Source organism: Paenisporosarcina sp. (assembly GCF_057785155.1).
This window is the reverse complement of the sequence record NZ_JBYNRN010000035.1, coordinates 57,769-82,963: the sequence shown is the minus strand read 5'-3', so window position 1 is coordinate 82,963 and position 25,195 is coordinate 57,769. Positions and strand designations below refer to the sequence as shown.

The following is a 25,195-nucleotide window of genomic DNA, read 5'->3' as shown; positions in this document are numbered from 1 at the left end:
TTACTCATGGTTTTATTTGGGGATACAGATGAAAATCAATGAGAAAAGCGACTGAAAGGAAGCACTCAGTCGCTTTTGTTAAAACACTATTCAAAATTAACTTTAGTATATCTACTCTAATTCAGCCGATTGAATTACTTTTTGTCCATCAATGATGACGTAGAAAACTCTAATTTTCACTTTCGATTCCAAATCATCGAAAAATGGTCTTGCTACTTCGGCAAGTCGCATTGCTTCAATCTCATTTTGTTCATTGACCACTTCAATGGAGTTTAAATCTTGGCGTCCATTATAAGTGACGACCTCTTCTTCAACTTTTAATTTCGCATCACTTAAAGTTGTAGCAGTAGCACCTTCCCAAATGATTTCCTCAGATACCTTCCAGTCTTCTGCTTCCTCTGCAGTTGACCATACCTCAAGTGTATAAGTCCCATTTGCTAGGGAAGCGAGGCCTTCTGAGGCATTAACATCCATTTCAAGCTTTTCGCCAGGTTTCAATACGCTTTCTTGAAGCATTTGCGTGTACATTTTGTTCTCTGAGTCCTTGTAAAGTACATCACCGTTTTCATCAATTAGCTGATAATCGAAAAATTGAGCACTGTTCATCGTTAAGGTTACATCTTTCTCTGTGTCATTTTTAAGCTGGAAGACGTACTGATGATCACCTGCTTCATTCTTAATTAAGCTTGGGACTACAGCACCTGCTACAATCCCTTTGTTTTCATTGTTGCTTCCTGTTTTCGAATCATCACTTTCGCCAGTTGTTCCACAAGCGGCTAACAATAAAACTAAACCAGCAGTCATCATCATTTTCCACAATTTCTTCATTGGAATAAACCACCCTTCATTTATATATATTAGTCCGTAGTAAGAGTAGAAGAGTTACAACAAAATTAAAATAATTATGTGTTGTAAGGATAACGTTGAAACTTTCATAGGCGTCATCTCGTATCATGTATCAAATGATTTTTGGAAGGATTTTGTAGATGAAAAACAACGTTATCTTGCTCGATTTAATTTTTTATTTAGCTTTGCCCTTATTTGTATGGCATGTGTTACGCGACCATGTTGGTGACTACTATGCCATGTTGTTAACGAGTGTGCCAGGCATTATTTATACCTTATATCGATTTAAACAAACGAAGAAACTGAATGTTACCGGGACTTTTATTTTGGCGACTTTAGTCATTGGAACTGTTATTGACTTATTATCAGGATCTGCACTAAGACTTCTATGGAATAACGTATTTTATTCACTTGCTATGGGCGTGTTTTTTTTAGGAACGATGCTATTTAAACATCCGCTAGCACTCTATTTCGCATTAGATGTGGCTGAATTACAAGGTCATGATCGGAAATTTAGTAAGCATTTATTTTATCACAAACCTCTATTTCTTATTTTCCAAGGAATTACGCTTATTTTAGCTTTAAGAAGCGGTTTGTTCGCAGGTCTTAATTCATGGTTAATCTTAGAGTATGGAGTCGAGGTTTTTGATAAAGGAATATTATTAAAACAAGTATTAGGTTGGGTAATAACCGGCGTAACTGTTATCGGGTTTTTCTATGTAAGTAAAGTGATACAAGACTCGCCTGAATTGATTAAGAAAGTGCAAGCTGATCTTGCAGAAACGTAATTTAATGTTTTATTGAAAAGGAATAGGGAACTCTTATTACTAAAAAAGGAGAGGATTTCTATGCCTTGGAATAAAAATGATTACCCAGATTCATTTAATAACTTGAATGCAGATGTTAGGAATAAAGCAATCGAAATTGCCAATGCATTACTTGAGGATGGTATGGAGGAAGGAAGAGCCATTGCCATCGCCACTGAAAAGGCTAGAGAATATGTCACTGGCGACAAGAAGCAAGAGGTCTATCAAGTGAACGCACATACCGATGGGTGGCAATTAACGAAAGAATCGAGCAAGAAAGCCATTTTTGTAGACAAAACTAAGGATGCAATACTCGAAAAAGCCAAACCATATGTAAATGAAAAAAATGGTGTGTTGAAGGTTTATCATGAAGACGGATCCTTGCAAGATACCTTGTATGAAGTAGATTGATGTTGAGGTTGCCTCGTTAAGAGGTGGCCTTTTTTGATGGTCGCCTAGAAATCCACAGCCACTAATTCAAGGGTGTTGAATTGTTTGAAAATCATGAATTTTAGAATGTGGTACTCGAATCCTTGAATCGGGTGCTCGAATTCGAGAATAGCACCATCCAAATGGAGAACAACCGCATCCAATCCTTGAATACCAACCGCCAAATCGAGAATGCACATATTTCGAGACAAAAATAAAAGCCTCTGCCGCAGCAGAAGCTTCCAAATGTAATTATAAAATTTTATCCAAAAAGTCTTTTGCTCTTTCAGTTTTTGGATTAATGAAGAAGTCGTTTGGTTTGCCTTCTTCAAGTAAGACACCGTGATCTAGGAACAGAATGCGATCGGCGACTTCACGAGCAAAACCCATTTCATGTGTCACGACAATCATGGTCATTCCTGATTTCGCGAGGTCTTTCATAACATCCAATACTTCTTTCACCATCTCAGGATCAAGGGCTGATGTTGGTTCATCGAACAACATAAGTTCAGGTTCCATAGCTAGTGCACGAGCAATTGCCACACGTTGTTTCTGACCGCCAGAAAGGCTGCTCGGATAAGCGGATTCTTTTTCAGACAAGCCTACTTTGTGCAACAAGTTTCGAGCGCTTTGTTCAGCTGCTTGTTTTTTCACGCCTTTTGCTTTCATTGGTGCATAGGTTAAGTTTTCTAAAACCGTCATATGTGGAAACAAATGAAAATGTTGAAAGACCATACCAATTTTTTGGCGCATTTTATGGATCGGTGTTTTTGAATCGGTTAAATCTTGATTTTCAACGAGAATTTTTCCTGATGAAGGAGTCTCTAAAACATTTAAGCATCGAAGAAAAGTTGATTTTCCGGAGCCGGAAGGACCGATTATAGCGACAACTTCGCCTTTTGAAATTTGTGTCGAAATATTGGTTAGCACTTCATTTTTCCCAAAGCTTTTGGATAGATTCTCAACTTTAATCACTGACCTTCAACCTCCTTTCAATCACTTTTCCAATGGAGGATAGAACAAAGACCATCAACCAGTAAATGAATCCGACAAAAAGCAAAGGTTCAAAACTACGGTAGATGTCTGATCCCACTACTTGAGCACGACGCATTAAGTCTAATACTGAAATCGTTGATACAAGAGCAGACTCTTTCGTCAAGGTGATGACTTCGTTCATAAGCGCAGGTAAAATATTTTTAAAAGCTTGCGGTAAAATGATGTCTTTCATCATTTGTTTATAAGGGATACCTAATGCCATAGCAGCTTCTGTTTGGCCTTTATCGACAGCTTGAATTCCCGCTCGAATAATTTCAGATATATATGCAGCTGAATTTAGTCCAAAAGCTAAAATAGCTGATAAAAATGGAGAAATATCATAGCCAGTCAGTTGCGGAATAGCAAAATAGAAAATCATCAACTGAAGGATTAATGGCGTGCCTCGAAAAATGGATGTATAAACGATGGCAAACCAATTTAATAGTTTAATCGAACCAATCTTACATAATGCTAAGAGTGTTCCTAATATAAACCCAAAAATCAATGCAACAAATACAAATTTTAACGTTACCCAAATTCCTTCTAACATAAAAGGAATATAAGGCGTGATTTGACCAAAGTCTAAATTCATGCCTTACACCTCATTTCTATATTTTACTTTCACGCAAACTTATTCTTCTTTCAACCATTTGTCTTTTAATTCTTGTAGTTTGCCGTTTTCTTCAGCTTCTTTTAAGATTTCATTTACTTGGTCAACCAGTTCACTACCCTTAGGGAATGCTACTGCCATACCAGGGGAGCTACTTGTTGGATCGTTGAATCCAGCTAAGCCTTGTTCTTCGATGTACCCTTGAGCTACAGCCTTATCCATATAAGCAACATCAATTTTTTTAGACAATAATTCTTGAATCAAAACGTTTGAGTTATCCACCGCTTTCATTTCAAAATCTACCGTTTCTTTTTGAATTTTCTTAGCACCATCTTCTTGAATTGTGCCTAATTGAACGCCAAGTGATTTGCCTTTTAAGTCTTCGATCGTTTTAATTTCCGAATCTTTTAGTGTAATAAACATTTCACCTGAATGATTGTATTCTGTAGAAAAATCGACGTTTTCCTTACGTTTATCTGTTGCTGACATACCGGATAACACCATATCAATTCGTTCTGTTTGCAATGCACCAATTAAGCCATCAAATTTCATATCTTGAATTTTTAGTTCATATCCCAATTCATCGGCGATGTAATTAGCTAAATCGATATCAAAACCTTCAAAGTTCCCTTCAACATCTCGTGACTCGAACGGTGGGAAATCAGCTGAAGTTGCCATTTCTATTACCTTTTTCTCCCCATCATTTGAAGAGTTTGCATCCTCATTTGTAGAAGACTCTTCTCCACAAGCACCAAGAAGCATTGCACTAATTGTTATCGTTCCTACTAGACCCCATTTTTTCAACATGTATATCCCTCCTTGTTAATGTATATTTATGTGATTAAATGGATTTTAACACGCTATTTATAACGTGTATAGTATTTTTATTCAAAAATTAAAAGTTCCATAATTCTGAAAACTATTGATTGATTAGCTATATTTGAGAGGTTGAAGGTGCTGAAAGAGTTTACTCGAAATGATTGGTTGAATAAATATGCATAAAAAACAACTTGATTCATTGTTGAATAAAACCCCGCAGGGTATATGTTTTGACAGGAGGCTTTGTATCATTAAAATAAGGATTAGAAACAAATACGAATGTTGGAGGAAAATATGAAAAAATTATTAGTTTTGATTGCCATCGTTACATTATTTCTTGCTGCATGTGGATCAGAAAATAGCTATGAAACGATTGAAATAAATACAATTCCACAAAAAATCGAGGAAGGGTACCAAGTGTTAGATGTTAGAGAGCCGTCTGAATATGACATGGGACATATCGTTGGTGCAGAAAATAAGCCACTTTCTGAATTGAAAGCTGGTAACTTTGAAGGTTTGGATTCAAGTGAAAAGTACGTGGTAATTTGCCAAAGTGGCAATCGATCTAAAGAAGCTAGCGAAATCCTTACTGGTGAAGAATTCTCAATCTTAAATGTTTCTAAAGGCATGTCGTCTTGGACTGGGGAAATCGAATAGTCTCGACGAATTGTTAGGTATTTCAAGTTTTAGCATATTAACTAATTCTATAAGTTGTATTCATTTGCCCACTTGAGCATACTAAATGAAAGATACATAAATTCATTTAGTAGGATGTGAAGCGATGTTTTTGGCGTGGAATGAAATTAAGAAAAACAAACTCCGATTTGTATTAATCACGGGTGTTTTAATGCTTGTTTCTTATTTAGTGTTTTTCTTATCTGGTCTGGCAAACGGACTAGAGAGCTTGAATCGAGAAGCGGTAGATAAGTGGGATGCTACGGGGATCGTTTTAACAGAGGAATCGGACAAGAGCATGCCTCAATCTTCAATGACAATTGAAGATGCAGACGCGATTGATGCGAATGAAATTGCTATTATTGGCCAATTAAACGCGGTTGCCACAAGTGCAGAAAATAAAGCAAACGTCGCCATTTTTGGGATTGAAGAAGAGAGCTTTATTATGCCTGAAGTAACTGAAGGTGAAAGCTTCTCAAATGAAAATGAAGTCATTGCCAGTGATACATTACTAGAAGAAGGATTTAAACTCGGCGATGAATTAGAATTATCATCTACGGATGAAGTGTTGAAAATTGTCGGATTTACTGAGTCAGCAAGATTTAATGCAGCACCAGTGTTGTATGGCGATTTATCGACTTTCCAACGAGTGAAATTCGGTGAGGCAGCTGGCGAAAATGAGAACCAAATTAATGCAGCGGTTATTCGAACGGACGATCTGTCGAAAGTAACAATTGACGATAACTTTGAATTAATTGAAACCGAAACATTTATCGAAAATCTACCTGGTTATACGGAACAAAGTTTAACACTCACGTTTATGATTTATTTCTTATTTGTTATTTCATCTGTGATTGTGGCTATATTCCTTTATGTTTTAACAGTACAAAAAATAAGTATGTTTGGTGTAATGAAAGCACAAGGGATTTCAAACCGATATCTTGCGAATTCTGTTGTTGCCCAAACATTTATATTAGCAGCAATTGGGGTAGTGGTAGGTTTTGGGTTAACTTTGTTAACGGGAGCATTTCTACCCGCGGCAGTTCCTGTAGCCTTTGACCTTGTAACCATGATGATTTACGGACTAGTATTAATAGCAGTTGCCATAGTGGGCGCAGTATTTTCTGTCTGGACCATTGTGAAAATTGATCCACTGAAAGCGATAGGGGGCTAAACCATGGCTGTATTGGAATTAAATCAAGTTACGAAATCATTTGGTGAAGGTCATAAAAAAGTAGAGGCTATGAAAGAAACAGAGTTTAAAGCTGAAAAGGGTGAATTGATTGCGGTCATCGGTCCTTCCGGTTCGGGGAAAAGTACATTTTTAACCGTTGCTGGAGGTCTGCAAACTCCTACTAGTGGAGAAGTGATTATTAACAATCAAAACATTACAAAGCTGGCTGAAAAGAAGAGGTCAAATATTCGATTACAAGAAATTGGTTTTATTCTGCAGTCTTCAAATCTTGTTCCGTTCCTAACGGTTGACAACCAAATGCGGTTGCTCGATAAGGTGAAAAAAGGCAATATGACGAAGGAAGAGTTAGAGCAATTGTATAATGATTTAGGGATTTATGACTTGAAGCAAAAATATCCATCAGATTTATCGGGTGGTGAGCGACAACGTGTGGCAATCGCCAAATCCTTATATAGTAACCCATCCATCCTCTTAGCAGATGAGCCGACAGCATCTCTTGACTCAGATCGAGCATATGAAGTAATGGAGCTTTTGCAAACAGAAACGAAGAATAAAAATACAACAACGATTGTCGTAACTCACGATACTCGCCTCATCGATTATTGTGATAAAGTATTCAAAATGACAGATGGTGTACTTGCCTTACAATAATAATAAAAGGACCTTTCCGATGGGAAGGTCCTTTTGTCTTTACTGATTTAGAAGAAGAATATTGGTAAGCGTAAATTCATTGCTTTCACATGGTTTTTAATGAAATTAAGGCTTCATGGATTAATTGAAGTTTCGTTTCGACACGGTGCATCAAATAGAAGGACACGAAAATCGGAAACCCAACTTCTTGGATAACAGTAAGCCATTCGTTCATTTGTTTTCCTCCTTTTTTTAAGATAATGTGTGAAAAAGGCTGCACACAAGGAAATTGTGGCAGCCATTTATACTGATATGAAAGTGTGGATTTTTGGATATCAGTATTTGAATAGACATAGCTTGCACCAATTCTGGGTGCAAGCTATGTTTTGATTACAATTCAGTTACGTTACGTTCAACAATACGTGCCTGATCAGCAGAGACTAAGTTAGCACCGTCTGCGTAAAAGACATTGCTAGCTAACACGCCTTGCATACCACTTACTACTTCTGCTCCAGTAAGGTCTGCACGTGGCTCGTCCACCGAAATCGTAAACTTTTTACCTTGAGCTGTATTAAACAGCATTTCTAAAACTTTCGCCATTGGTCATTTCCCCTTTCAAATTAGTTTTGGATGTTTCCTGTTTCAATCTTTTCTGCAGCTAATAATGGACGAGATGAGAATCCAGCTAAAATCGTTGTGACATCTAATAACTGATCTGCTGTAGACGCTTCATTTACGTTGCGATATGATTTCGATTTTCTGATAACCTTCCCATCTTGAGTCATACCTGCTTCAAACGTCAATCGAACAATCCCTTGTTTAAATTCGATGTTTGCCATGTTTACCACCTCCTTTCATAACATACATAGAAAGGAAGTTATGAAAAGTGGACAAGTTTGGAAAATAAAGCTGAAAATATCTGAATCTTTAGATACGGAATAGAGAGGATTTGGTATTCTTATTAATATAGGGATTAAAACTAGGGCATAGAGAAGGGGTCTTTTATTAATGGAACAAACAAAAAAACCGAAAAATGAGATTTGGGAATGGTCGAAGGCATTAATAATAGCTTTTGGACTCGCATTTATTATCCGTTATTTTTTATTTACACCGATCGTAGTAGATGGAGAATCCATGATGCCCACTTTAGAACATGGCGAGCGAATGGTTGTAAATAAAATTGGCTACCAAATTGGAGAACTTCAACGATTTGATATCGTCGTATTCCATGCCTCACAAGAAAAAGATTATGTAAAACGTGTGATTGGATTGCCTGGTGATCACGTTGCGTATAAGAATGACCAGCTATATATAAACGGTGAAATACAAGAAGAACCTTATCTAGATTCATTTAAAGCACAATTGCCTTCAGGAACTTTAACGGAAGACTTTACATTGGAAGAATATACTCAAAAATCAATCATTCCGGAAGGGTATGTTTTTGTAATGGGAGATAATCGAAGAAATAGTTTAGATAGCCGTGAAATTGGATTGGTTTCCATTAAAGAGATTATTGGAGACACTAATGTTGTCTTTTGGCCGATTAATGAAATGGGTCATGTAAAGTAAATAGGAGGAACACATGAAAACAACGAATCAGTGGAATGAAGTAGATAGTGACTATATTCGAAAAAAACTCATTGAGTATAATCTCACAAAAATACCTGAGGAAGTAAAACATGCTGTGAAAAAGGTTAGTTCAATCCTAAGAAATGATCAAGGGGATATTGTTGGAGGTATTACTGGAAATATTAACTGGTATTGCTTACATATCGATTTTCTATGGGTAGATGAATCTCTTCGAGGAAAAGGTTATGGAAAAGAGTTAATAAAGAATATAGAGGAAATAGCAAAAGAAAATAAATGCCGTATTATTCAATTAGATACTTTTAGCTTTCAGGCGCCGGACTTTTATGTCGCTTGTGGATATAAAATAGTTGGAGTGATTGAAAATCATCCAACGGATTCGATGAATCAATATTATTTAGCGAAAAAATTACTTTAACTTTTATTGAAGTGAATGAAAACCTTACCAGAAGGAGCTGTGTTACCCATGTATGAACAAAAAACAAAGGAAACAAATCACAGTGTCATTGAGTTTATTGAAGCGGTTGAAAGTCCTAAAAAACGTGAAGATGCCTATAGGTTATTAGATATTTTCACAGAAACAACAGGTCATGAAGCTAAAATGTGGGGTCCCTCCATTATTGGGTTTGGGAGTTACCACTACAGATATCCAACGGGTCATGAAGGTGATGCACCACTTGTTGGGTTCTCGCCAAGGAAAGCTAAAATCAGTTTGTATTTTGCGACAGGCGATACAAAACGTGAAGAGTTACTTCAGAAATTCGGAAAGCACACATCTGGTAAGGCCTGTGTTTATTTCAATAAAATAGACGATATCGATGTTGATGTTTTAAAGGAATTAATTACCCAGTCTATTTCATTTCTACAAGATTTATATTCAACAACTTGAGAGTCTTTGATTACACTTCAAAATAGAGGTGTTTATGAAGACTACACCCTGGGTTAAACGAACTTTTGCACGAAGGACAAGTAGAGTTGCAAGATAGATAGTCTTCAATCGTCAGTTCATGTCCACAAGAACCACATAAAATGGCTTTTTGATCGAATTGACTAATAGGCCAAACTTGTGGTGACTCGCAACCAAATTCATCGTGACAAGAGAAGCAAGGATAGTACGTATTGCAACAATAAAACTTGATAGCGATTCGGTCTATTTCAGAATGGTAATGATGGCAACGTGTTTCACTGTCAACATCATTGCCTTTTACTAGGTGTCCGTGAATAATCATTTAAAGTCCTCCAAAATTAATTGTTCATACTGAAAGAAAATCGTTTCCAAAAGTATACTACTTGTCAAAAATGCTTGCATCCATAATCTTTTTCACCTGTCATATGAAAGCAGCTATTGACAGGTGTTTGTTTCGAAAAAAAGTTAAAGTGGATATACGAGGTGATTACATGAATTGGATAGAGTCGCTACAGAAATCAATCGATTATTTGGAAGATCATTTAGATTCGGAAATCAATGTGGAAGATGCAGCAATGGCAGCAAATGTTTCAGTCTTTCATTTCCAACGAATTTTTATGGTTCTTACAGATATTAGTGTGATGGAATATGTGCGGCGACGGAGATTGACTCTGGCTGCGCAGGAGCTAGCATTAACTTCCGTTCGAGTAATTGATGTAGCATTAAAATATGGTTATGAAACACCAGAAGCGTTCGCCAAAGCATTCAAGAGACAACACGGCATGTCACCAAGTGATGCTCGTTCTTCGCAAAAAGGATTGATCACGTATAATCGTTTAATCATCTCAGTTCAGTTAAAAGGAGCATATCCAATGAAGGTAAGAATTGAAGAAAAAGAAGCTTTTCAAATTGTAGGTGTGAAGAGGACTTTCTCATGTGGAAATGGAGAAAATACGAGAGAGATTCCGAAAATGTGGCAAGAAGTTCATCAAAATGGCATCAATGATGAATTGACCCATTTGAATAATGGGGCAGTTAAAGGGATGTTAGGTGTATGTCGCATGATGGAAACGTCAACAAGCACAATGGAATATTGGATTGCCGCAGCAATGGAAGGTAATGAGATTCCAGAAAGATATGAGGCGTTTGAAATTCCTTCAGCAACATACGCAATATTTGAAGTGGTTGGTCCGATGCCGGAAGCGATCCAAACGATGTGGGAAAAGATTTATAGTGAATGGTTCCCATCTAGCTCATACCGTCCAAGTGGATCAGCTGAATTAGAAGTCTATTCAAATGATAATGCCACCAAGGCTGATTACTATTCAGAGATTTGGATACCAGTAGTAAATAAAGAATCAAAATAAGTAAATGTGGCAGAACCTTGAATGTCATGAGGACGAATTTTGTTTAATTGTCGTTGCAATTCTGTACACCTTCTCGTGGACTATTTATAATGAACGATGTAGAAGCGGGAGGTTATAACGATGAAAAGACCACTAGACAAGTTTCGTACGATGGGTTTAATAGAGGGAGGTTCTCTATTAATATTAGTATTTTTAGCGATGCCATTGAAATATTTTTTTGATTTTCCAGAAGCAGTTAGTGTAGTTGGTGCGATTCATGGGTTTTTATTTGTCACGTACTGTTTATTCATTGCTTACATGACATTTGTGGTTAAATGGCCATTTATATATAGCGTAATTGCTGTTATTGTCGCGTTTATCCCGTTTGGGAATATTATCTTAGATCGCCGACTTCAAAAATTAGAAATGGCTTAAAAAAACACCAGTAGATCTAATCTACTGGTGTTTTCATTGTCTACTTTTGTCTTTTCAATACTAAATACACAGTTATTGCAGCTGTAGCAGCATTTAAAAAAGTACCCCAAAGTAAATCGACTACCGTAATGAATATGGGCCAGTCACTTAATGTTGCGAGATTAGTTAAATCATACGTTGCATAAGTCACAAGCCCAAAAAATCCGCCCGCCAATAAAGCATATCGAACACTCTTTTGTTCGGTGGAAGGTCGAATGACAAAGAACACTAATCCTGCAATATACAATAAGTAAAAAAGTGCAGCAGCTAACCAATTAACGTCATCTTTTAATAAAAAACCAATTTGATCTTCATATAATTTAGTAGAAATAAATGCTAGCCAAACAATGTCGACCAAGAAAAAAACGACAAGTGTTAAACCATAGATTTTCAAATGTTTTGCCATGTTCATTTTCACGTCCTTATCACTTTATTTGTAAGAGAATCGTATCAAACGAAGGCTATGAAAATCGACTTGTAACAATCGGTGAAAACACATTGTCTTTTTAACTGTTTAAAACTTTAAGTGTAAAAGCTTTTACATCTAGAGCCGTTTCTTCTTTTTTAACATCTTCTAACATCACATTACGGAAGTAATCTACACTTGCAGGTAATGGTAAATTTAATAATTTTGTTAAAGCTTCTTGATACATTAAGACGAATTCAGGGTCTGTATTCCCTCGCTTTAACTCTGCAAAGGATTCATAGAATTGATCGAGCTTATCAGCAAATTCTAAAATTCGTCCTTCGATTGTGGCGTCTTTTCCTTCTTTCATTCGATCAAAGAAAACCGCTTGAAATTCTTCAGGAATCTCTTCAACAATAAATTTTTCCATCATTTTTTCTTCTACGTGAGCAATCATTTGCTTCAGTTCAGGAGAAGCATGTTTCACCGGAGTTTTAATATCGCCAATAAACACTTCGGCAAAGTCATGATTAATGGTTTTCTCATAAAGTGCTTTCCAATCAATCACTTCACCATTTCTCTCTTCGATCGTTGCGAAAAACATAGCATATTGTGATACTTTCCAACTATGGGCTGCTACATTATGTTCTTCGAATTTAAACTTACCCGGACAACGAATAATACGTTCCAAGTCATTCATACTTGTGAAAAATCTATGGATTCCCATGAAATAATCGCCCCTTCTATTGTTCATCATCTGAACGTCTATTGTTAGATTCTTTCTAGTATACCCCGTGAGTCGAAACATGCATCCTATGAATTTTTTTAAAATCAAGGAGCTATGCAATTACAACTGAGATGACGATTTCTCTAACTGAGATGGTCAAAATTCTAACTGAGCCACTATTCCCCAAACAGAAACACCGTCCAAGCTTTAGCGGGCGGGGCAATTAAGATCTTAAACCATTAATTGATGCTGCACGCTTCGCTTACGCAGCCTTTACTGTGGGCATATCCTGTTGAACAATTACAACTAAGAAGGCGATTTCTTTAACTGAGAGTGTCAAAATTCTAACTGAGACCTCGATAATTCTAACCAAGAACCCCAAAATTCTAACTGAGCCACTAAAAAAGACCACTAGTCAGTTTTCACTGACTAGCGGCCTTTTTGAATCATTATTTTTTCTTTTTAGAAGCTAATTTACTTAATGCTAATGCACCAGCAAATACGCCGATTGTTGTATTTGTACGTTTGTTAAATACTTGTTTGAATACCAAGTTAAGATTTTGTGGACGTTCAGCTAATCTTCTCATGAAGTAGCCATACCAGTCATCTCCAAAAGGTACATACGTACAGAAGTTATAACCTTCTTTAGCTAAGGATACTTGCATATCTTTGCGGAAGCCATATAGCATCTGGAATTCATATTTATCTTTAGAGATTTGATTTTCTTCAACAAATTTCTTTACGTGATTAATCACGTTGTGGTCATGTGTTGCAATTGACGTGAAATTACCATTCAACAAATGGTACTCAATTAATTTAATGAAATTGGCATCAATATCTTGAGTTGTTTGGTATGCGTATTCAGCAGGCTCTTTATAAGCACCTTTTACGATACGTAAACGTAAATGTTTGTAGTTCTCAATGTCATCTTGAGCACGGAAGAAATAAGCTTGAATAACTGTTCCGACATTGCTGTATTCTTTTAATAAAGCATCCATCAAGTCAAAAGAAGGCTGAAGGTGACCGTAGTCTTCCATGTCTAAATTAATATGCATGTCGTATTTACTTGCAGCGGCAACGATTTCTTTTAAGTTTTCGTAACAGAAATCATAATCGATATCTAATCCTAATTGTGTAGGTTTAAGTGAAATATGTGCATCAACTTCATTTTTATGAATTGCTTCGATTACTTCCAAGATGCTATTTTTTGCTTTAATTGCTTCTTCTCTTTCGAAGACGAATTCACCTAAATTATCGACTGTTGCACTAATTCCTAGTGCATTTAATTCGCGAATGCTTTTAATCGTCTGTTCAACATTCGTCCCTGCAACTACCGTTTGCGCACCTAATTTAAGACCATATTTTTTTGCAGCAGTCGTTAGCAATTGGTTTTTTGATAACGCCATGAATACATCTTTTAACATGTTTTTTCCTCCTGAAAATAAATCATTCTATGTGATCTTACTTACAATTAATAAGAATCGGTATAGGATCATGTGAATCATGATTAGGTCTTATTATAAATCTTTTTAACGAACATTCCTATTACAAAAATTGATAATATACGTTAATTGTTTCAGTATCGTGAATTTATTTTGAACTGGGCACCACAATAGGGTTCATAACGGAACAATATCAGAAATTACTGAAAATATGAAGGTAGATTAGCTAATGTGGAATGCGTCTGATTCAGGCAAAGATTCAATTAATTCAGGACCAAATAAGGACGCAGGCGTGTAACTACCACCGGGAACGGATTGATTTAGGAAGCGCGTGACAACCTCTAACGCACCGTAAATAGTTAATGTGTACACATTTGCAGTTTTTATTCGCACGGTTATTTTTTCGCCTATTGTATTATGTGCTTCGCCCCAAATGTAAGCAGGAGAATTCTGTCGAGACGCTAGATTTGGACCGCTCACTTTTGTATCGACCCATTTATTCAAAAATCGTTGAATAAGGGAAGAAGCTAAAACTGGCTTGAATTTGTTTAATACTCGAGTAGCATGCATTTTAGTAGGGGTCATTGGAATCCAAGTGTTGATATTAGGAATTCCTGTAGAATAGAAAGCTGTCGAGACATCACCCCAAGGAATGGCGACTGCTGTCTTTGATCCTCTTCCAAAATCAATGATACGATTTTTGGTTCCAAGAGGGAATTCTTGGATGACTCCATCTTGACGTTCTGCACTTCCCGAGGCGAGTCCTTGTATCATAGTTTTGAAAGTTCCACGAGAAATTCCAGAGTCGGAATCAAATCCTAGTGATAAATGAGTAGCAGATGGGAGTAACTGTTTCAATTTAAGCGCAACACAGTCCGTTGGAATGACATCGAAACCGACACCCGAACATAAAACGATATTTGCTCTTATGGCACGTTCGGCTACTTCGTTTGAATGGACGTGCTCAAAAACATTTATTTCTCCTGTAATATCAAGATAATGTATACCTACTTTTAGGCATCCCTCAATCATAAGTGAACTTGTTTTTGAAAATGGACCAGCACAATGAAGAACTAGATCGACTCCAGATAATCCAGCGGTTAATTGATCAAGTTGTTCTAAAGGAAACACGCGACTTTCCAGTTGTAGTTTTTTAGCTAATGCTTGAATTTTTTCTTTATTTCTTCCAGCTAAAATAGGGGTTAGACCTCTTTTGACGGCCATTTCTGCTATTAGATTTCCAGTATAGCCATTGGCACCATATATCATCCAAGTACGGTTCATGTTCTATTCCTCCAATGAAGATATTTTGAGAGTATTGCATCCATGTGTAGAATGAAAGAATGAAATCTATTTTGAAAAAGGTGCTTTTATGAAAACATCAATTATTATTGGAGCTGGAATTCTTGGTTCATCTACAGCCTACCACTTGGCGAAAGCGGGGGCGAACGTTATTGTCGTTGACCGTAAAGATCCTGGTCAAGCAACTGATGCTGCAGCGGGAATTATCTGCCCTTGGATTTCTCAGAGGCGCAATAAAGCCTGGTATACGCTAGCAAAAAATGGCGCAGCTTATTATGAAGAGTTAATAGAGCAATTAGAAAGTGATGGGGAACACGATACTGGATATAAACAAGTTGGGGCATTAAGTCTTCATACCGATGAAGGCAAACTTTTGAAAATGCAGGAAAGAGCAACAACTCGCCGTGAAGATGCGCCTGAAATAGGTGATATTCATATGTTACCAAGGGAAGAAACGATTGCTTCATTTCCTTTATTATCAGAAGAATTTAGTTCCGTTATGATTTCGGGTGGAGCTCGAGTAAATGGACGAGCTTTACGTCAATCATTAAAGAACGCGGCCAAGAAATATGGAGCAAAATTTGTTGAGGGTTCAGCGAGCATATCGCATGACCAAACAGTTTTAAAAGGTGTCTTTGTGGGTGATGCATTTTATGAAGCGGATTCAATCATCGTTACGGCTGGGGCATGGGCGGAAGAATTGTTATCCCCAATGGGAATAAACATCCAAGTGTCAGCGCAAAAAGCACAGATTGTTCATCTCCAAATCGAGGATGAGAATACAGGCAATTGGCCGGTGATCATGCCTCCAAATGATCAATATATTTTATCTTTTGATGACGGCAAAATTGTAGTAGGCGCGACACATGAAGATGACCATCATTTTGACCAACGTGTCACAGCAGGTGGATTGCAAGAAGTACTGAATAAGGCTTTAGCAGTTGCGCCAGGTCTACTAGACAGTACGTTTGTTGAGACACGAGTAGGCTTCCGTCCTTTTACACCAGACTTTTTACCGGTCATTGGAGAAATTCCTGGATTTACGGGTCTTTTATTCGCCAATGGCCTAGGTGCTTCGGGTCTAACTGTGGGTCCATACTTAGGTGCTCAACTAGCAAAATTGGCGTTAGGGAAAGAAGTTGAGATAGATTTATTGCTTTATGATGTATCCAAAGCGATAAGTGAATAAAATCTATGTGAAATTTCACTGAAATTGAAAAGCCATCATCCGGTCCCTAATTGGGAGTAGATGATGGCTTTTACTATTGAGGATTAATCGGGTCTTCAACTATTTCAATATGATTTTCTCCCCATGAGCACATGGCATCTAGAATCGGTCGGAGCGACCATCCATATTTAGTTAGAGAATAAATAACTTTTGGCGGAACTTGGTCAAATATGGTTCGGTTCACTACACCGTCGTCTTCTAATTCTCTAAGTTGTTGTGTCAACATTTTTTGAGTGATATTAGGCATGAGTTTTTTTAATTCACTCGTGCGTTTTTCCCCGTCAATCAAGTGACACATTATAACGACTTTCCACTTTCCCCCAATAACATCTAGGGTAGCTTCGACTGGAATATTGTAAGCCATCTATAAACCTCCTTGGCACATTTGATGATCGGTTTTTATCTTTACTAAATCTTAGCATATATCACTTTACACATACTCGCCGAAAGATTCTATAGGTACTAAAAAGTGCCTACATTACTTTAAAGTGCGTACTATTCATTAAGGATTTAAGAGAGCATAATTAGGATTGCTTAAGCAGGAAGCATTTATTTCAAAAAGATGTAATTTCAAAGGAGGAATAAAAATGAGTCACTCTCATACAGTTCAAGAAACACAAAAAAATGGAAAAATGGCATTGTGGGCTCTCGCAATCAGTGCTTTTGGTATAGGGACAACTGAATTTGTTCCAGTGGGTTTGTTAGCAACAATTGCAAATGATTTTGATATTGGGATAACGGTAGCTGGATTTCTGATTTCAGGTTATGCAATAGGAGTAGCAGTCGGTGCACCTATTTTGACGGCTCTTACAAATCGAATTAGCAGAAAATCTTTATTAATGATGTTGATGTTCGTTTTTATTGTTGGAAACATGGTAGCCGCCTTGTCAAATTCCTTTGAATTATTAATGGTAGCTCGCTTCATAACAGCATTTTCCCATGGTGTCTTTTTCGCAATTGGCGCTACCATTGCTGTGCAGTTAGTTCCTCCACAAAAAAAGGCAAGTGCTATAGCTCTAATGTTTACGGGATTAACCGTAGCTACAGTTACAGGTGTACCATTAGGCACGTTAATAGGACAAGCATTTGGTTGGCGTGCAACGTTTTGGGGAGTGGCTGTACTAGGAATTATTGCGATAGTGGCAATTGCATTGTTGATTCCTAAAAATCTACAACAATCACCTCCAGCGAAGTTTAAAGATATGTTTAAATTGATAACAAATACACGACTTTTGCTAGGATTTTCGATTACTGCTCTAGGATACGGTGGTACGTTTGTTGCATTTACTTACTTAACGCCGATTTTAGAAGATATTGTTAAAATTGATGTGAAGTTAGTAAGTATAGTTCTTCTTGTTTATGGGGTAGCCGTCGCAATAGGAAATGAAATAGGAGGCCGTTTGGCTAATCATCATCCTGCTCGTGCATTACTTTGGATGTTTATGATCAATGCGGTAATTTTAATTGTCATGACTTTTTTAATTCCTTTTAAAGTCATAGGGTTGATTTCAATTATATTCATGGGTTTATTCGCATTTATGAATGTACCTGGTCTACAACTTAACATTGTTCAACTTGCAGAAAAATATGTACCAGCGGCTGTAGACGTTGCGTCTGCACTAAATATCGCTGCTTTTAACGTTGGTATTGCAATGGGTTCAATTATAGGAGGGATTGTTATTCAATCAATTGGATTGATTCATACTCCTTGGATTGGGGGAGTCATGGTGTTAAGTGCATGGGTTTTGACATTCATTTCCCTTAAACTTGAAAGAATATAATCATATACAACAAGAAAACCACGACTTTTATCGAGTCGTGGTTTTCTTGTCTAATGATCCAAGTACTGAATCTAATATTCCTTTACCATTCCCACTTTTAGAGAACTGGTCAACTTGCCCTTTTAATTTGTCTCGAGATTCCTTGTTGCGCATGAGGAACGCTGCACCAAGTCCTAGAGCTGCCATTGTTAATGTATTTCTTCTCATTGAGTAACGCCTCCTGTTCATTTGGATGTACTGGTTTTATTCCCCAAAATAGCTCCAATAAACGTTTTTCTTGAAAATTGTTAAATTTTGATGGGATGACACTTATCATATATCTGGCATGATACATGCTTCTATTCAAAAGTCTGACCTTTCCCCATAATTTATAATGGAAGCGTTTATGCTGAAATTTTTCATATAAATAAAGGGGTTTTATAAATGAATTCTTCAAAAATTGGATGGGTTACAGATTCCACCGCTACACTTTCGGCTGATTTTATTGAAAAACATAATATACATGTAGTTCCGTTATTCGTCATTTTCGGCGAAACTTCTTATAAAGAAAATATTGATATCGAATCCAAAGAGTTTTATCAAATGTTAGCAGCTTCAAAAGTGTTGCCAACGACTTCACAACCTTCTCCAGGTGAAATGATCGATTTATTCCAGGAATTAAAAGGGAAGTACGATCACGTCATTGCAATCCACGCTACGGGAGCATTAACTGGTGCGTATGCAGGAGCATTATCGGCAGCTGCCGAAACAGGTGTGGATGCGTTCGTACTTGATTCGCAAATTGGTTCATTCCCTTTAGGGAAAATGGTTGAACGCGCAGTAGAACTAGAGCAACAAGGAAAATCATTCGAAGAAATTGTTGCTGAAATTAAATCATATCCAGCTAAAGCTCGATTGTTTTTAACACCAGGCAGTTTAGAACAACTTCACAAAGGTGGACGAGTGACCGGGACCCAAGCTGTATTTGCGACATTATTAAACATGAAAGTAGTTTTAAAGTTTGATGAAGGTCGAGCTATTTTGTCAGATAAAGTACGCAGTCATAAACGGGCGATTGCCAAAATGGTAGACTACTTAGAAGCAGAAAAGATTCGTGTGAAAGAAGTATCCGTAATACATGCTGATAATTTGAAAGAAGCAACATCTTGGAAAACAGAGCTTGAAAAACAATTTAAGGATATAACGTTTCTTATTACTGAATTTAGTCCAGTACCTGGTACACATGCGGGTCGCGGTACAGTTGGTCTTGCGTGGCTTGGAGAATAAAAGAGCAAAAATCGCAATTTCCGGAATGGGAATTGCGATTTTTTTTTTTATTATTAAGAAAACGTCTATTCTATATTTTTAGAGAAATGTGAAAAAATAAAAAACTAAAAGTTTTAAAAAGGTTCCTTTTTAGGAATATACATGATACAATACCAATCGTGGCTTTACAACGCGACTTTTATGAGAGTTAAAAGTCAAAAAAATTCGAAGAGGTGAAAGAATGATAGAAAAAATAAAACTAGATTGGTTCTCCAATATAAGGGGAGATGTATTAGCAGGATTGGTAGTTGCACTAGCACTTATTCCTGAAGCTATAGCATTTTCAATCATTGCTGGAGTTAATCCAATGGTTGGCTTATATGCATCATTCCTAATTGCAGTGGTTTTAGCGTTTATCGGAGGACGTCCAGGCATGATTTCTGGTGCTACTGGTGCAATGGCTCTGCTGATGGTGCCATTGGTTAAAGATCATGGAGTGGAGTATTTGCTAGCTGCTACGATTTTGACAGGAGTTATTCAAATCCTTTTTGGGATATTTAAAGTAGCTAAGGTAATGAAATTCATTCCACGTGCAGTAATGATAGGTTTTGTAAATGCTCTAGCTATATTAATATTTATGGCTCAAGTTCCTCACTTTTTAGGGATTTCCAATATGACATATGTATTTGTGGCAGTTACCTTGTTGATCGTATATATTTTCCCTCGCTTTATTAAAACAATTCCAGCTCCCTTAATTGCACTTGTAGTATTAACCGCACTTGCAATTTTCACAAACTTTGAGCTAAGAACTGTAGGCGATTTAGGAACGATTACTCAATCATTACCTTCTTTCCTGATTCCAAATGTCCCGTTTTCGATTGAAACGCTTGTAATTGTGTTTCCTTTCTCGTTGGCGTTAGCAATTGTTGGTTTATTGGAATCTTTATTAACCGCTACAATTGTGGATGATATGACAGGGACGGAAAGTAAAAAAAACAAAGAGTCTCGTGGACAAGGTATTGCAAATGTAGTTACAGGTTTCTTTGGCGGAATGGCTGGATGTGCCATGATTGGTCAGTCAGTTATTAACGTAAAATCAGGCGGGCGAGGTAGATTGTCGACGTTGTTAGCTGGTGTATTTTTAATGTTCTTCATAATCGTCTTAGGAGATTTGGTAATTCAAATCCCAATGCCTGTACTAGTAGGCATTATGATTATGGTAGCAATCGGAACGTTTGATTGGTCTTCCTTTACGTATTTGAAAAAGGCTCCAATTACCGATTCAATTGTTATGGTTGCAACTGTATTAATAGTCGTACTAACCCACGATCTTTCTATTGGTGTTATTGCAGGTGTCATTTTAAGTGCCATTTTCTTCGTCGCAAAAATATCTAAAGTATCTGTAACGAAAAAAGTTATGTATAATATGTCGATTTTCACAGTGGAAGGTCAATTATTCTTCGCTTCAGTTGAGAGTTTCCTAGAATCATTTGATTATACTGTGCACGGTGAACAAATCGTTATTGATTTTTCAAACACACATGTATGGGATGACTCGGGTGTAGGTGCAATTGATAAAGTAGTATTAAAATATTATGAAAATCACAACCGAGTCACGTTAAAAGGCTTAAATACAACAAGTCAACAATTAGTTGATAAATTAGCAATCTTTAATGATGAAAATGCAAAATTACCGAGTCACTAACCAAATAAAGGAGTGTTAAAGATGTATAAAAAAATTCTATTAGCAGCAGACGGATCGAATCACTCACTCCGTGCAGCCCAAGAAGTAGTTAAAATTGCTTCATTAAATAAAGAAGCTACTGTTACAGTCGTATTAGTTGCAGATTTCTCACAGGCAAAAAACGATGTGCTTCACAGTGGTAGTTCCGTCGAGCTTGATTTAAAACGCAGAAAGAAATTATTACCTGTTGAAGAATTACTACGTAAAGAAGATATCAATTACCAGGTGGAAGTTTTACATGGCAGCCCTGGACCTACAATTATTGAATTTGCGAATCAGGAGCACTATGAAATTTTGATTATAGGAAGTCGTGGTTTAAATTCACTTCAGGAAATGGTTCTTGGTAGTGTCAGTCACAAAGTCATTAAACACGCTGATTGTCCAGTTCTTATTGTGAAATAACTACTTTTAATTATGTAAAAAATACAGAGCAATCGATTTTACTGTATCGGTTGTTTTTTTATGTTTGTATCTTGTAATTAAACATGGTACACTAATATTTCTCTAAAAGGGGCTATTTAGAAACCGAATACTCTCAAATTCGAAAGATGATTGATAATTAAATTGTCATGTAAGGAGTGAACATTATTAATAAAAAGATGTTACCTAAGATTTCAATAATCCTCTTAGCCATTATTTTTTTATGGATTAAGACCTACATCTCATATTACGATGTCTTTAAAATTGATATCGAAAATGCAATGCAGGCGATTATTTTATTTATTAACCCATTGAGCTTTATAATGCTACTTTTTGGAGTCGCACTATTTATAAACAAAGAAAAGACTAGAAACGTTTATGTGATAATCACAAGTTTTTTTTCAACTTTCGTTTTATTTGCAAACATGGTATTCTACCGATTTTTTAGTGACTTCATCACTTTGCCAGTTTTATTTCAAACGAGTAATTTTGGTGACTTAGGTGGAAGTGCTATGGAAAACATATATTGGACAGACTCATTGTACTTTCTGGATATCCTCTTGTTAATAGCGCTAGTTAAATATAGACCATCTTTTATGGGGTATAGAAAATTCTTAACAAATGAACGTAAAGCTTATTTCATCGTGACAATTGCAACCATAATCTTAAATTTCGGGTTAGCTGAAGCAGAACGTCCTCAACTTTTGACGAGAACTTTTGATCGAGAAATGCTGGTTAAAAACATAGGGATCTATAATTACCATTTATATGATGTTTATTTGCAATCCAAACAATCAACTCAACGTGCTTTAGCTGATAGTAGCGAAATTGTGAGTGTGGTGAACTTTTTAAAGGCAAATCAGGTTGATTCTTCGACTAAAATGCATGGAATAGCAGAAGGACGCAATATTATTCTTGTGGAAATTGAATCCATTCAGGAATTCGTTATTAATAATAAAATGAACGGAGAAGTCATTACTCCGTTTTTAAATGAACTTACGCAAGATTCTGATACAATTTATTTAGATAATTTTTATCACCAAACCGAGCAAGGTAAAACGGCAGATGCTGAATTTCTATTAGATAATTCTCTTTATCCTTTACCCCGAGGAGCAGTATTCTTTACTCACAGTGGTAATACTTACCATACACTTACAAAGTCACTAAAAAGTGAAGGATATTATACTGCTTCCATGCATGCGAATAGCAAAAGTTTTTGGAATCGAGATATAGTATATGACAATTTTGGGTATGACCGCTTCTATTCTTTATCTGATTATAGTGTCCAAGAAGGTCAATCCGTTAACTGGGGTATGAAAGATATGCCATTCTTTGAACAGTCGGTAGAACATATGAAAGAAATAGAACGCCCATTTTTCACGAAATTAATTACATTAACAAATCATCATCCATTTTATCTTGATGAAGAAGATAAGTTTATTGAAGAATTTGATTCAAATTCTGGAACACTGAATCGGTACTTCCAAACAGTGCGATATACTGACGAAGCCATTAAAGAATTCTTTGCAGATTTAAAGGAGTCCGATCTTTATGAGGATTCCATCATTATTATGTATGGTGATCATTACGGAATTTCGGAAAATCATAATGATGCGATGAAAAAATATTTAGGTAAAGAAATTACTCCTTTTGAAACGGCTCAATTACAGCGAGTGCCAATGTTTATTCATATTCCCAATAGTGGAGTGGGAGGGGTCAATCATTCATTAGTGGGTCAAATCGACTTGAAACCAACAATTGAAAACTTAATGGGAATAGATTCGGAAGATTCCATCCAATTTGGTCAGGATATATTTTCAGAGGAACAAGATCAGTTTGTGATCTTAAGAGACGGTCGTTTTATTTCCCAAAACCTTGTGTATGCGGGAGAGACATGTTGGGAGAAAGAAACAGGAGAACCAACTGATATGGAAGCGTGTACGCCATTTATTGAACGAGCAAATGAAGAACTAGCAAATAACGATATGATTATTTATGGTGATCTTCTTCGGTTTTACGACTCGAAAACTGGGCGTAGTAAGGATTAGACTCAGCAGAAACAGAAACTGAAGCTAAATAATAATCTAAAGTGTGATTCATAAATTTTATTGGGTTTAATACGTAACATAAGTCCCTAATTAGACTGTGAAATAACTAAGATCATATGAATTATACAGACTTAGCAACCGGTATCTTTCCGGTTGTTTTTCTTTATCTCTTTTAATCCTTGTTGTTTATAGAATAGGCAAGACTCTTGAAGAAAAATGGATTGCGAATGCGGTTAGTAAATTAAAGCATGAGTTTCGCTATTGTATGCACAAAATGAATTATTTCTAAAGAAAATAAAAAAAGAGCCAATGGAACTTTTCTTAAAAAAATCCGGAACTTTGAATTATGGTTTGAAATATTTGGGTGGGGATGTTATATTTTAATTAAAACATTCTCAAAAAGGGTCTATTTTGAAACTTTAGTATTTATATTAATTAGAGAGGTCAGAAGGAGAAAGGGGATGCAAAAATGGAAATGTCGAACATCAATATATCAGCAACAAATTCGTCAATAAATAAGGAGATTAAGGGTTCAAAGGTATTGAAAGTGCGTTGGTCGCTATCACAAGGTTACTTTATCATCGAACCACAGGATGAACATTCAAATAAAATCTTAGCGATCAATATGTCTTACTACAACAACGAAAATGAAAAACAATCAACATTAAAAATCAGAAACGCAAGAGAATTAATTGATTCAATGGATCAATTTTTAAGCAAATTGACCGTTTCAAAGGAAGATTATCATGACTCATATCAAACGCTAAATTTTGTGAAAGAATCCTTATTAAATGAATATATTTATTATGAAACAACAGCAAACTTTATTGAACAACAAAATTCAAATGTGAAAACTTTTTTTGAGTTAAAGCCAGATGACACGACTGAAGACTTCGATTATTCAAATGAATTTTATTTTTTGAAAGATATTTTAGCCAAGTTAAGAGATTTATCTCGTTTCGTTTATGGACTTAGTCCACTTACAATAAAAGAAGATGAAGTCTACGACTTAATTATTCACTTAAAGGATTCACTAAATTCGCACGTATTAAAGGAAGATATACATGCTTTTAATCCTTATGAAATCAAAGAAATTTTAAGTCGTTACAAAAAAACATTTACATTAAATGAAATAGGACTGTGGGCAATGGAACTAGAAAAATGTATGTCGAAAAATATCCGCTGTAATTAATTAGAATGAATTAAGAATTAGGATGAACTAAAAATGAAATTATTGAAGAAAGAGTGGATTAAATAAACCGTATAGAAATGATATTTATTCACCAATAGGAATCGGTGAAGGTAAAACTGATTATATTACTTAGTAACGGAGAGAACAATATGGCTAATATTGTTATTTGTTTAAAGTGTAAAGGCAAAGGACTACGGACTGGTTTTTATTTGTTTAAACGTAAATGTAGACATTGTAAGGGGTATGGAATTATAAAAAAGAAGAGAATAATTTAAGTAAGTTCGAACTGGGGAGTTATGAT

At 36.2% G+C, this 25,195-nt stretch carries 32 protein-coding genes; 17 read left to right on the top strand and 15 right to left on the bottom strand.

Annotation, left to right across the window (positions count from 1 at the left end; all coding sequences use genetic code 11):
- Positions 1 to 111 precede the first annotated feature (111 nt).
- Positions 112 to 828 carry a BsuPI-related putative proteinase inhibitor gene (locus tag AC3EA5_RS13345; RefSeq protein ID WP_488608783.1) on the bottom strand — a complete coding sequence of 239 codons (717 nt, stop codon included), beginning with the start codon at positions 826 to 828 and terminating at the stop codon, positions 112 to 114.
- Positions 829 to 986: 158 nt separating this feature from the next.
- Between AC3EA5_RS13345 and AC3EA5_RS13340 the strand changes: the two genes are divergently transcribed.
- Positions 987 to 1,634, top strand: coding sequence for a VC0807 family protein (locus AC3EA5_RS13340; RefSeq protein ID WP_488608782.1), 648 nt, complete (start codon positions 987 to 989; stop codon positions 1,632 to 1,634).
- 60 nt (positions 1,635 to 1,694) lie between these two features.
- Positions 1,695 to 2,063, top strand: a complete 369-nt coding sequence (locus tag AC3EA5_RS13335) for a DUF2188 domain-containing protein (RefSeq protein ID WP_488608781.1) — start codon at positions 1,695 to 1,697, stop codon at positions 2,061 to 2,063.
- A gap of 44 nt (positions 2,064 to 2,107) precedes the next feature.
- On the opposite strand, the gene AC3EA5_RS13330 is transcribed toward AC3EA5_RS13335, so the two are convergent.
- The 4 genes from AC3EA5_RS13330 to AC3EA5_RS13315 are packed head-to-tail and all read right to left on the bottom strand — an operon-like array spanning position 2,108 to position 4,533.
- Positions 2,108 to 2,293 (bottom strand): hypothetical protein, encoded by a 186-nt coding sequence (locus AC3EA5_RS13330; protein WP_488608780.1) that lies wholly within the window; start codon positions 2,291 to 2,293, stop codon positions 2,108 to 2,110.
- 40 nt (positions 2,294 to 2,333) lie between these two features.
- Entirely contained in the window at positions 2,334 to 3,056 is a 723-nt protein-coding gene (locus AC3EA5_RS13325) for an amino acid ABC transporter ATP-binding protein (RefSeq protein WP_488608779.1), read from the bottom strand.
- Positions 3,049 to 3,708 (bottom strand): amino acid ABC transporter permease, encoded by a 660-nt coding sequence (locus AC3EA5_RS13320; RefSeq protein WP_394190880.1) that lies wholly within the window; start codon positions 3,706 to 3,708, stop codon positions 3,049 to 3,051. The genes AC3EA5_RS13325 and AC3EA5_RS13320 overlap by 8 nt, the downstream gene beginning before the upstream one ends.
- A gap of 39 nt (positions 3,709 to 3,747) precedes the next feature.
- Positions 3,748 to 4,533 carry a transporter substrate-binding domain-containing protein gene (locus tag AC3EA5_RS13315; RefSeq protein WP_488608778.1) on the bottom strand — a complete coding sequence of 262 codons (786 nt, stop codon included), beginning with the start codon at positions 4,531 to 4,533 and terminating at the stop codon, positions 3,748 to 3,750.
- A 306-nt stretch (positions 4,534 to 4,839) separates the two neighbouring features.
- Between AC3EA5_RS13315 and AC3EA5_RS13310 the strand changes: the two genes are divergently transcribed.
- The 3 genes from AC3EA5_RS13310 to AC3EA5_RS13300 all read left to right on the top strand — a co-directional run bounded on the left by AC3EA5_RS13310 (position 4,840) and on the right by AC3EA5_RS13300 (position 7,066).
- Positions 4,840 to 5,202 carry a rhodanese-like domain-containing protein gene (locus tag AC3EA5_RS13310; protein ID WP_488608777.1) on the top strand — a complete coding sequence of 121 codons (363 nt, stop codon included), beginning with the start codon at positions 4,840 to 4,842 and terminating at the stop codon, positions 5,200 to 5,202.
- Positions 5,203 to 5,326: 124 nt separating this feature from the next.
- Positions 5,327 to 6,394, top strand: a complete 1,068-nt coding sequence (locus AC3EA5_RS13305; RefSeq protein WP_488608776.1) for an ABC transporter permease — start codon at positions 5,327 to 5,329, stop codon at positions 6,392 to 6,394.
- 3 nt (positions 6,395 to 6,397) lie between these two features.
- Positions 6,398 to 7,066 (top strand): ABC transporter ATP-binding protein, encoded by a 669-nt coding sequence (locus AC3EA5_RS13300; protein ID WP_394190888.1) that lies wholly within the window; start codon positions 6,398 to 6,400, stop codon positions 7,064 to 7,066.
- A gap of 85 nt (positions 7,067 to 7,151) precedes the next feature.
- Here the strand turns inward: AC3EA5_RS13300 and AC3EA5_RS13295 are convergent, their stop codons facing one another.
- The 3 genes from AC3EA5_RS13295 to AC3EA5_RS13285 all read right to left on the bottom strand — a co-directional run bounded on the left by AC3EA5_RS13295 (position 7,152) and on the right by AC3EA5_RS13285 (position 7,884).
- The gene (locus tag AC3EA5_RS13295) at positions 7,152 to 7,280 is read right to left on the bottom strand and encodes a YvrJ family protein (protein WP_394191020.1); all 129 of its coding nucleotides are present in this window, start codon (positions 7,278 to 7,280) and stop codon (positions 7,152 to 7,154) included.
- Positions 7,281 to 7,435: 155 nt separating this feature from the next.
- Positions 7,436 to 7,645, bottom strand: coding sequence for a DUF2922 domain-containing protein (locus tag AC3EA5_RS13290; RefSeq protein WP_394191022.1), 210 nt, complete (start codon positions 7,643 to 7,645; stop codon positions 7,436 to 7,438).
- Between the two features lie 20 nt (positions 7,646 to 7,665).
- The gene (locus AC3EA5_RS13285; protein WP_394191024.1) at positions 7,666 to 7,884 is read right to left on the bottom strand and encodes a DUF1659 domain-containing protein; all 219 of its coding nucleotides are present in this window, start codon (positions 7,882 to 7,884) and stop codon (positions 7,666 to 7,668) included.
- Positions 7,885 to 8,053: 169 nt separating this feature from the next.
- Here AC3EA5_RS13285 and lepB point away from each other — a divergent pair, with 169 nt between their 5' ends.
- Genes lepB through AC3EA5_RS13270 form a run of 3 tightly spaced genes read left to right on the top strand, consistent with a single transcriptional unit; the run spans position 8,054 to position 9,521 of the window.
- The gene (gene lepB / locus AC3EA5_RS13280) at positions 8,054 to 8,614 is read left to right on the top strand and encodes a signal peptidase I (protein WP_488608775.1); all 561 of its coding nucleotides are present in this window, start codon (positions 8,054 to 8,056) and stop codon (positions 8,612 to 8,614) included.
- A 13-nt stretch (positions 8,615 to 8,627) separates the two neighbouring features.
- Entirely contained in the window at positions 8,628 to 9,050 is a 423-nt protein-coding gene (locus AC3EA5_RS13275) for a GNAT family N-acetyltransferase (RefSeq protein WP_488608774.1), read from the top strand.
- A 48-nt stretch (positions 9,051 to 9,098) separates the two neighbouring features.
- Positions 9,099 to 9,521, top strand: coding sequence for a DUF1801 domain-containing protein (locus tag AC3EA5_RS13270; protein WP_488608773.1), 423 nt, complete (start codon positions 9,099 to 9,101; stop codon positions 9,519 to 9,521).
- Positions 9,522 to 9,531: 10 nt separating this feature from the next.
- Here the strand turns inward: AC3EA5_RS13270 and AC3EA5_RS13265 are convergent, their stop codons facing one another.
- A complete protein-coding gene (locus AC3EA5_RS13265) occupies positions 9,532 to 9,861 on the bottom strand; it encodes a CHY zinc finger protein (RefSeq protein WP_394191032.1) in 330 nt (109 codons plus the stop codon).
- A gap of 169 nt (positions 9,862 to 10,030) precedes the next feature.
- Here AC3EA5_RS13265 and AC3EA5_RS13260 point away from each other — a divergent pair, with 169 nt between their 5' ends.
- Positions 10,031 to 10,906, top strand: coding sequence for an AraC family transcriptional regulator (locus AC3EA5_RS13260; RefSeq protein WP_488608772.1), 876 nt, complete (start codon positions 10,031 to 10,033; stop codon positions 10,904 to 10,906).
- Positions 10,907 to 11,026: 120 nt separating this feature from the next.
- Positions 11,027 to 11,320: a DUF3817 domain-containing protein gene (locus AC3EA5_RS13255; protein WP_488608771.1), complete on the top strand. Its 294-nt coding sequence runs from the start codon at positions 11,027 to 11,029 to the stop codon at positions 11,318 to 11,320.
- A gap of 40 nt (positions 11,321 to 11,360) precedes the next feature.
- Here the strand turns inward: AC3EA5_RS13255 and AC3EA5_RS13250 are convergent, their stop codons facing one another.
- The 4 genes from AC3EA5_RS13250 to AC3EA5_RS13235 form a co-directional block, all read right to left on the bottom strand.
- Positions 11,361 to 11,771, bottom strand: coding sequence for a DUF2177 family protein (locus AC3EA5_RS13250; RefSeq protein ID WP_488608770.1), 411 nt, complete (start codon positions 11,769 to 11,771; stop codon positions 11,361 to 11,363).
- Positions 11,772 to 11,865: 94 nt separating this feature from the next.
- The gene (locus tag AC3EA5_RS13245; protein ID WP_488608769.1) at positions 11,866 to 12,492 is read right to left on the bottom strand and encodes a YfbR-like 5'-deoxynucleotidase; all 627 of its coding nucleotides are present in this window, start codon (positions 12,490 to 12,492) and stop codon (positions 11,866 to 11,868) included.
- 449 nt (positions 12,493 to 12,941) lie between these two features.
- Positions 12,942 to 13,916 carry a proline dehydrogenase family protein gene (locus AC3EA5_RS13240; protein ID WP_488608768.1) on the bottom strand — a complete coding sequence of 325 codons (975 nt, stop codon included), beginning with the start codon at positions 13,914 to 13,916 and terminating at the stop codon, positions 12,942 to 12,944.
- A gap of 240 nt (positions 13,917 to 14,156) precedes the next feature.
- Positions 14,157 to 15,218 (bottom strand): saccharopine dehydrogenase family protein, encoded by a 1,062-nt coding sequence (locus tag AC3EA5_RS13235; protein WP_488608767.1) that lies wholly within the window; start codon positions 15,216 to 15,218, stop codon positions 14,157 to 14,159.
- 88 nt (positions 15,219 to 15,306) lie between these two features.
- Here AC3EA5_RS13235 and AC3EA5_RS13230 point away from each other — a divergent pair, with 88 nt between their 5' ends.
- Positions 15,307 to 16,425 carry an NAD(P)/FAD-dependent oxidoreductase gene (locus AC3EA5_RS13230; RefSeq protein WP_488608766.1) on the top strand — a complete coding sequence of 373 codons (1,119 nt, stop codon included), beginning with the start codon at positions 15,307 to 15,309 and terminating at the stop codon, positions 16,423 to 16,425.
- A 73-nt stretch (positions 16,426 to 16,498) separates the two neighbouring features.
- On the opposite strand, the gene AC3EA5_RS13225 is transcribed toward AC3EA5_RS13230, so the two are convergent.
- Entirely contained in the window at positions 16,499 to 16,828 is a 330-nt protein-coding gene (locus AC3EA5_RS13225) for a winged helix-turn-helix transcriptional regulator (protein ID WP_488608765.1), read from the bottom strand.
- Positions 16,829 to 17,051: 223 nt separating this feature from the next.
- On the opposite strand from AC3EA5_RS13225, the gene AC3EA5_RS13220 reads away from it, so the two are divergent.
- A complete protein-coding gene (locus tag AC3EA5_RS13220; RefSeq protein WP_488608764.1) occupies positions 17,052 to 18,245 on the top strand; it encodes an MFS transporter in 1,194 nt (397 codons plus the stop codon).
- A gap of 27 nt (positions 18,246 to 18,272) precedes the next feature.
- Here the strand turns inward: AC3EA5_RS13220 and AC3EA5_RS13215 are convergent, their stop codons facing one another.
- Positions 18,273 to 18,452, bottom strand: a complete 180-nt coding sequence (locus AC3EA5_RS13215; protein WP_394191050.1) for a hypothetical protein — start codon at positions 18,450 to 18,452, stop codon at positions 18,273 to 18,275.
- Between the two features lie 216 nt (positions 18,453 to 18,668).
- On the opposite strand from AC3EA5_RS13215, the gene AC3EA5_RS13210 reads away from it, so the two are divergent.
- The 5 genes from AC3EA5_RS13210 (at position 18,669) to AC3EA5_RS13190 (ending at position 24,894) form a co-directional block, all read left to right on the top strand.
- A complete protein-coding gene (locus tag AC3EA5_RS13210) occupies positions 18,669 to 19,511 on the top strand; it encodes a DegV family protein (RefSeq protein WP_488608763.1) in 843 nt (280 codons plus the stop codon).
- A 220-nt stretch (positions 19,512 to 19,731) separates the two neighbouring features.
- A complete protein-coding gene (locus AC3EA5_RS13205) occupies positions 19,732 to 21,195 on the top strand; it encodes a SulP family inorganic anion transporter (RefSeq protein WP_488608762.1) in 1,464 nt (487 codons plus the stop codon).
- A gap of 21 nt (positions 21,196 to 21,216) precedes the next feature.
- Positions 21,217 to 21,636 (top strand): universal stress protein, encoded by a 420-nt coding sequence (locus AC3EA5_RS13200; protein WP_488608761.1) that lies wholly within the window; start codon positions 21,217 to 21,219, stop codon positions 21,634 to 21,636.
- Between the two features lie 185 nt (positions 21,637 to 21,821).
- Positions 21,822 to 23,702 carry an LTA synthase family protein gene (locus AC3EA5_RS13195; protein WP_488608818.1) on the top strand — a complete coding sequence of 627 codons (1,881 nt, stop codon included), beginning with the start codon at positions 21,822 to 21,824 and terminating at the stop codon, positions 23,700 to 23,702.
- A gap of 469 nt (positions 23,703 to 24,171) precedes the next feature.
- Positions 24,172 to 24,894, top strand: a complete 723-nt coding sequence (locus AC3EA5_RS13190) for a hypothetical protein (RefSeq protein WP_488608760.1) — start codon at positions 24,172 to 24,174, stop codon at positions 24,892 to 24,894.
- Positions 24,895 to 25,195: the final 301 nt, after the last annotated feature.

Excerpts from the sequence above, each read along its gene's own strand:
- AC3EA5_RS13265 (WP_394191032.1), bottom strand. The coding sequence starts at position 9,861 with ATGATTATTCACGGACACCTAGTAAAAGGCAATGATGTTGACAGTGAA.
- AC3EA5_RS13250 (WP_488608770.1), bottom strand. The coding sequence starts at position 11,771 with ATGAACATGGCAAAACATTTGAAAATCTATGGTTTAACACTTGTCGTT.
- AC3EA5_RS13305 (WP_488608776.1), top strand. The coding sequence starts at position 5,327 with ATGTTTTTGGCGTGGAATGAAATTAAGAAAAACAAACTCCGATTTGTA.
- AC3EA5_RS13225 (WP_488608765.1), bottom strand. The coding sequence starts at position 16,828 with ATGGCTTACAATATTCCAGTCGAAGCTACCCTAGATGTTATTGGGGGA.
- AC3EA5_RS13315 (WP_488608778.1), bottom strand. The coding sequence starts at position 4,533 with ATGTTGAAAAAATGGGGTCTAGTAGGAACGATAACAATTAGTGCAATG.
- AC3EA5_RS13310 (WP_488608777.1), top strand. The coding sequence starts at position 4,840 with ATGAAAAAATTATTAGTTTTGATTGCCATCGTTACATTATTTCTTGCT.
- AC3EA5_RS13270 (WP_488608773.1), top strand. The coding sequence starts at position 9,099 with ATGTATGAACAAAAAACAAAGGAAACAAATCACAGTGTCATTGAGTTT.
- AC3EA5_RS13290 (WP_394191022.1), bottom strand. The coding sequence starts at position 7,645 with ATGGCGAAAGTTTTAGAAATGCTGTTTAATACAGCTCAAGGTAAAAAG.
- AC3EA5_RS13295 (WP_394191020.1), bottom strand. The coding sequence starts at position 7,280 with ATGAACGAATGGCTTACTGTTATCCAAGAAGTTGGGTTTCCGATTTTC.
- AC3EA5_RS13245 (WP_488608769.1), bottom strand. The coding sequence starts at position 12,492 with ATGGGAATCCATAGATTTTTCACAAGTATGAATGACTTGGAACGTATT.
- AC3EA5_RS13200 (WP_488608761.1), top strand. The coding sequence starts at position 21,217 with ATGTATAAAAAAATTCTATTAGCAGCAGACGGATCGAATCACTCACTC.
- AC3EA5_RS13260 (WP_488608772.1), top strand. The coding sequence starts at position 10,031 with ATGAATTGGATAGAGTCGCTACAGAAATCAATCGATTATTTGGAAGAT.
- AC3EA5_RS13230 (WP_488608766.1), top strand. The coding sequence starts at position 15,307 with ATGAAAACATCAATTATTATTGGAGCTGGAATTCTTGGTTCATCTACA.
- AC3EA5_RS13220 (WP_488608764.1), top strand. The coding sequence starts at position 17,052 with ATGAGTCACTCTCATACAGTTCAAGAAACACAAAAAAATGGAAAAATG.
- AC3EA5_RS13210 (WP_488608763.1), top strand. The coding sequence starts at position 18,669 with ATGAATTCTTCAAAAATTGGATGGGTTACAGATTCCACCGCTACACTT.
- AC3EA5_RS13300 (WP_394190888.1), top strand. The coding sequence starts at position 6,398 with ATGGCTGTATTGGAATTAAATCAAGTTACGAAATCATTTGGTGAAGGT.
- AC3EA5_RS13320 (WP_394190880.1), bottom strand. The coding sequence starts at position 3,708 with ATGAATTTAGACTTTGGTCAAATCACGCCTTATATTCCTTTTATGTTA.
- AC3EA5_RS13235 (WP_488608767.1), bottom strand. The coding sequence starts at position 15,218 with ATGAACCGTACTTGGATGATATATGGTGCCAATGGCTATACTGGAAAT.
- AC3EA5_RS13190 (WP_488608760.1), top strand. The coding sequence starts at position 24,172 with ATGGAAATGTCGAACATCAATATATCAGCAACAAATTCGTCAATAAAT.
- AC3EA5_RS13275 (WP_488608774.1), top strand. The coding sequence starts at position 8,628 with ATGAAAACAACGAATCAGTGGAATGAAGTAGATAGTGACTATATTCGA.
- AC3EA5_RS13240 (WP_488608768.1), bottom strand. The coding sequence starts at position 13,916 with ATGTTAAAAGATGTATTCATGGCGTTATCAAAAAACCAATTGCTAACG.
- AC3EA5_RS13335 (WP_488608781.1), top strand. The coding sequence starts at position 1,695 with ATGCCTTGGAATAAAAATGATTACCCAGATTCATTTAATAACTTGAAT.
- AC3EA5_RS13205 (WP_488608762.1), top strand. The coding sequence starts at position 19,732 with ATGATAGAAAAAATAAAACTAGATTGGTTCTCCAATATAAGGGGAGAT.
- lepB (WP_488608775.1), top strand. The coding sequence starts at position 8,054 with ATGGAACAAACAAAAAAACCGAAAAATGAGATTTGGGAATGGTCGAAG.
- AC3EA5_RS13215 (WP_394191050.1), bottom strand. The coding sequence starts at position 18,452 with ATGAGAAGAAATACATTAACAATGGCAGCTCTAGGACTTGGTGCAGCG.
- AC3EA5_RS13285 (WP_394191024.1), bottom strand. The coding sequence starts at position 7,884 with ATGGCAAACATCGAATTTAAACAAGGGATTGTTCGATTGACGTTTGAA.
- AC3EA5_RS13255 (WP_488608771.1), top strand. The coding sequence starts at position 11,027 with ATGAAAAGACCACTAGACAAGTTTCGTACGATGGGTTTAATAGAGGGA.
- AC3EA5_RS13340 (WP_488608782.1), top strand. The coding sequence starts at position 987 with ATGAAAAACAACGTTATCTTGCTCGATTTAATTTTTTATTTAGCTTTG.
- AC3EA5_RS13345 (WP_488608783.1), bottom strand. The coding sequence starts at position 828 with ATGAAGAAATTGTGGAAAATGATGATGACTGCTGGTTTAGTTTTATTG.